At 68.3% G+C, this 5,084-nt stretch carries 4 protein-coding genes; 1 reads left to right on the top strand and 3 read right to left on the bottom strand.

What is annotated here, in order from left to right; translation table 11 throughout:
• The 3 genes from MJ783_RS01545 to MJ783_RS01535 all read right to left on the bottom strand — a co-directional run.
• The coding region (locus MJ783_RS01545) for a 2-oxoacid:ferredoxin oxidoreductase subunit beta (RefSeq protein ID WP_239308092.1) at positions 1–1,033 on the bottom strand (1,033 nt) is incomplete at its 3' end.
• Positions 1,026–2,804, bottom strand: coding sequence for a 2-oxoacid:acceptor oxidoreductase subunit alpha (locus MJ783_RS01540; RefSeq protein WP_370651405.1), 1,779 nt, complete (start codon positions 2,802–2,804; stop codon positions 1,026–1,028). The genes MJ783_RS01540 and MJ783_RS01545, both read right to left, overlap by 8 nt.
• Before the next feature lie 553 nt (positions 2,805–3,357).
• Entirely contained in the window at positions 3,358–4,179 is an 822-nt protein-coding gene (locus MJ783_RS01535) for a PIG-L deacetylase family protein (RefSeq protein WP_239308090.1), read from the bottom strand.
• A 231-nt stretch (positions 4,180–4,410) separates the two neighbouring features.
• Here MJ783_RS01535 and MJ783_RS01530 point away from each other — a divergent pair.
• Positions 4,411–5,084 (top strand): hypothetical protein (locus MJ783_RS01530; protein ID WP_239308089.1); only part of this gene is annotated, 674 nt, incomplete at its 3' end.

Genomic DNA, 5,084 nt, shown 5'->3' with positions numbered 1-5,084 from the left:
AGGCGAGCGTCCAGGTGTTGCCCGCGTGCAGCAGCTCGGAAAGCAGCTCATCGGGCGTCGATGCCGCGCTGCCCGCCCGCGCGGAGGTGTTCTGCTCCGCCACCATGGCCTCGTACGAGGGCCGGTGCACCCGGCGGAACACCCCGATCGGGGTGTTGCTCAGATCGGAGTCGGACAGCCGAGACAGGGTGAAGGCGTAGGCCGGGCCCGCGACCGTCTCGTCGTGAACGATGATCTCGCTGCGGGGGACGTTGGCGGTGTCCGCGACCTCGAGCCCGAAACCACGCGGCTCGCGCACGACGCACTTCTCCCCCGACCCGCCGAACGTGATCGGCTTACCGTGCTCCAGACGGACCAGCACCGAGTCGCGGCTGGCCGGGTCCTTCAGCACGTCGAACGCACCGTCGTTGAAGATGGCACAGTTCTGGTAGATCTCGATGAAGGCGCTGCCCTCGTGCGCGGCGGCGGCACGCAGCACCGAGTGCAGGTGCTTGCGGTCGGAGTCGATGGTACGGGCCACGAACGACGCCTCCGCGCCGAGCGCGAGCGCGATCGGGTTGAACGGGGTGTCGCGGGAGCCGACCGGCGTCGACTTGGTGACCTTGCCGAACTCCGACGTGGGCGAGCACTGCCCCTTGGTCAACCCGTAGATCCGGTTGTTGAACATCAGGATCTTGAGGTTGACGTTACGGCGGAGTGCGTGGATGAGGTGGTTGCCGCCGATCGACAGCGCGTCACCGTCACCGCTGACGACCCATACCGACAGGTCTGGACGGCTGACCGCGAGACCCGTCGCGATCGCCGGTGCCCGGCCGTGGATCGAGTGCATGCCGTAGGTGTTGAGGTAGTACGGGAACCGGGACGAACAGCCGATCCCGGAGACGAACGTGATCCGCTCACGCGGGATGCCCAGCTCCGGCATGAACGACTGGATGGCCGACAGGATCGCGAAGTCACCGCATCCCGGGCACCAGCGGACCTCCTGATTCGACCTGAAGTCCTTGGCGGTGAGTTTGACGGGCACTTCAGTCATTACGCACGACCTCCTCGAGAACTGTCTCCAGCTCGGCCGAGGTGAACGGCTGGCCGTTGACCTTGTTGTAGGACACGCTGTCGATCAGGTAGCGCTCCCGGACCACATGGGCGAGCTGGCCGAGGTTCATCTCCGGGATCACGACGCGGTCGTAGCTGGCGAGCACCGCACCGACGTTCTTCGGCATCGGCGCGATGTGACGCAGATGCGCCTGGGCGATGGAGACCCCGCGTTCCCGCAGCTTGCGGCAGGCGGCACCGATCGGCCCGTAGGTGGAGCCCCAGCCGAGCACCAGCACCCGGGCAGTACCCGAAGGATCCTCAACCTCAAGGTCAGGCACGTCGATCGCCTCGACCCGGGCCGCGCGCAGCCGCATCATCAGGTCGTGGTCGGCCGGCACATAGGACACCGCGCCGGTACGGTCCGCCTTCTCCAGCCCACCGATGCGGTGTTCCAGGCCGGGTGTGCCCGGCACCGCCCAGGGGCGGGCCAGCGTGTGCGGATCGTGCAGGTAGGGCAGGAACGTGCCGTCGGGGCCGTTGGGCTCGGTCGCGAACTCCACCCGCAGGTCGGGCAGGTCCGCCGGATCCGGCAACAGCCACGGCTCGGAGCCATTGGCCAGGTAGCCGTCGGAGAGCAGGATGACCGGCATCCGGTAGGTCAGCGCGATGCGCGCCGCCTCCAGCGCCGCGTCGAAACAGTCCGCCGGTGAGCGGGCCGCGATCACCGCGAGCGGCGCCTCACCGTGCCGGCCGAACAGGGCGATGTTCAGGTCGGACTGCTCGGTCTTGGTCGGCAGGCCGGTCGACGGGCCGGCCCGCTGCACGTCGACGATGACCAGCGGAAGCTCCAGCATCACCGCGAGGCCGAGGGTCTCGGTCTTGAGCGCCAGCCCCGGGCCGGAGGTCGAGGTGACACCGAGCGCACCGCCGTAGGAGGCACCCAGCGCCGAGCCGACCGCCGCGATCTCGTCCTCGGCCTGGAAGGTGGTCACGCCGTAGCGCTTGTACCCGGACAGCTCGTGCAGGATCTCCGAAGCCGGGGTGATCGGATAGGCACCCAGGAAGAGCGGCAGGCGAGCCCGCAGGGCCGCGGCGGCCAGGCCGTAGGCGAGCGCCGAGTTGCCGTTGACGCTGCGGTAGGTGCCGGGCTCCAGCTTCGCGGGCTTGACCTCGTAGCGGACGGCGAAGTCCTCGGTGGTCTCACCATAGTTCCAGCCGGCCTGGAACGCGGCCACGTTCGCGGCGGCCAGCACCGGCTTCTTGGCGAACTTCTGCTTGAGAAACTCGACCGTGCCCTCGGTGGGCCGGCTGTACATCCACGACAGCAGACCGAGGGCGAACATGTTCTTCGCCCGCTCGGCGTCCTTCTTGGCGACGTCGAGATCGGCGAGCGCGGCGACCGTCGCGGTCGTCAGCGGCACCCGGTGCACCGTGTACCCGTCGAGCGAGTCGTTCTCCAGTGGATTACTCGTGTAACCGACCTTCTCAAGATTACGCGGGGTGAACTCATCTGTGTTGACAATGATCTCCGCATTCGGCGGCAGATCGGCAAGATTGGCCCGCAACGCCGCCGGGTTCATCGCCACCAGTACATCCGGCGAGTCACCGGGGGTGAGGACGTCATGGGCGGCGAAATGCACCTGGAAGCTGGACACGCCGTGCAGCGATCCTGATGGGGCGCGGATCTCGGCGGGGTAGTTGGGCAGGGTGGACAGGTCGTTTCCCAGGATGGCGGTCTCGGAGGCGAAACGGTCGCCGGTGAGCTGCATGCCGTCGCCGGAGTCACCGGCGAACCGGATTGCCACCCGGTCCAGATGCTGGATCTGCTTGGCCACGTACGTGGACCTCCTCAATGACCGACGGTCGGCGAGGGTGCATACCCACTGTTCTACAGCGAGTAGAGCGAACCATGCGGATCGCCCGTCCTTCTTATACGGAGACATTGCTTCAGCGGTGTTTCGCACTGTCAAATCGCCATCTCGCGAAGCGGGCGTTCCAGCTCACGTCAAATTCGACAACAGCAACGTCACATATATCTCCGGACGTGCGGAAAAAGCCTCGCTCATTGTGCGGACAACACCTTCCGCGGGACCTTCGGGAGCCAATAGCGGAAAGACGTTTCCCGCCGCGGGGGACCACCGCCCCCGCTCTCGCGGCGGCGAAGGTCGGGCGTCTGCCGGTAACCGGCCCGCCAGGGTGTGGCTGGCACCACCTGCCCGGCGGATACGAAAAGTATCCAGCTCATCCGGACCCAGTCATCGGTCATCGGTTAACGGCCAGCGGCGGCAGGCGGCAGGCGGCAGGCGGTGCGCTCTCCCCCGGTCACCGGGCGAGGCTCGCGAAGATGTCGTCGAGGAGCGGCTGGCCGGGTGCCCGGCCATGTTCGACGTACCACTCGGTGCCCAGTGCCCATCTGAACACCGGGTAGGGAAGGCGCAGCAGCACTGTCAGCAGGCGGAGCCCCGACCCCGCGTCGACGCTGGCCTGGCTGGCGTGAGCGGCCAGGGCCGCCCTCTTCGTACGCGCGTGGCGACGCACGTCGACCCGGTGGGTCAGCGCCTCACGTGGGGTGTACATGCCCGCGGCGCGCGCGGGGCCGAAGCCCGCCGGGACGCCGGGCAACCGGCTGACGATCCGCAGCGCCCGCCGCAGCACCCCGCGATCCAGCGTCGCCTCCAGGACGACCGCGGTACCGGCGAGCCGGGCGGCACGAACCCCGACCTGGTGCACCTGCACATGGTCCGGGTGGCCGTAGCCACCGACCGGGTCGTAGATGGTGAGCGCGTCCGCCCGCTCCACCCGCAGGATCTCAGCCAGCCGCAGGGCCGCTTCACCGACGTCCGCCGCGGCGAATGTCGCCGGCGCGGCGGCGGACGGCGCGGCTGGCATCCCGGAATCCTGATAGCCCAGCCACACGACCCGCGCGCATCCGAGCAGCCGGGCGGAGCGCTCCAGCTCGGCCTGACGCTGGTGGGCCAACGGGCCGCGGGCGAGCACCTCACGCGACGCTGAGCCAGCAGCGCCGGTGGTGGCGACCACAAGGACCACCCGGTGCCCCTCGGCCGCCGCCCTCGCCAGGGTGCCGCCGGTGAGCAGCGCCTCATCATCAGGATGGGCGTGGAAGGAGACAAGTGTGTACGGCATCGTCCCAGTCTGCGCATCGGGCGAGGATGATCAGCCAGTGACCTTCCAGCGCGCTCCGCGGTGGAGAATCCGCGCGCGCTTGTCTGGTAGCGTCCTGTTACGATAGGAGGTGTGAGCCCTGTCACTCGGAAGAGCCCCGGTCAGGCCCTGATAAGGGACCACAGCCGGAACACGCCGTGGCCGTACGGGCCAGTCCTCGAAGCCGCCGCGCCCCTCCATGATGAGCAGTCGGTGCTCGTCGCTGAAATGTGGGCGTCACGGTTACTGGGGCAGATCTGGGTCACCGGTTGGGCCGATGACGCGGCCGGCGACACCCATGACCCGAATGACGTCATGGAAAACCAGGTCGAGACGTTTATCCACTATCTGGCGGGCCAGTCCAGCGCCGTTGCCCTGACGATCTTGCGCGCGCTGGCGCTGGTGGGTGAGGACTGGATGCGCGACCTGGCCACGGTGGCCGCGCGCGGCCTGGCCGGACGCGGTGTCCCGGAACCGGCCTGGGCCGCCCATAGCGGTACCACCGAACTGATCGACGCGCTGTCGACGACCGACATGTTCGGCGACGTTGAGGTGATCACGCTTGTCTTCCGGCGGGCCGCGATCGACCACGTTGTCGTCGTCTTCGTCGACCATGCCTCCCTCGCGGGCATCTTTAAGATCATGGTTGGCGAAATGGCGGCCAGCAACCTCACAACGCTGGTCACGACCTTCGGTCCGGCGGGATCGCTCAGCGATCCGATCTCACTGACTGCCGCGCAGGCCAGAGCCCGGCTCGATGACGCCCTCGACAGGATGCTCGATCACGGCCCGCCGGAGGCGGACTACCTCCCGGACGCGGCGGACCGCGACGGCGTTGCCCAGCACGGCGTCGACGACCGCGGCAGCGAGGACGACGAGGACGACGA

The sequence above is a fragment of the Protofrankia sp. Cj3 genome (assembly GCF_917627355.1).
Lineage (GTDB): Bacteria > Actinomycetota > Actinomycetes > Frankiales > Frankiaceae > Protofrankia.
The sequence above is the reverse complement of the archived record's forward strand: the minus strand, read 5'-3'. Positions and strand labels throughout refer to the sequence as shown.

Bases quoted from the DNA above. Each gene is read 5' to 3' on its own strand.
- MJ783_RS01540 (WP_370651405.1), bottom strand. From the start codon at position 2,804: ATGCAGCTCACCGGCGACCGTTTCGCCTCCGAGACCGCCATCCTGGGA.
- MJ783_RS01535 (WP_239308090.1), bottom strand. From the start codon at position 4,179: ATGCCGTACACACTTGTCTCCTTCCACGCCCATCCTGATGATGAGGCG.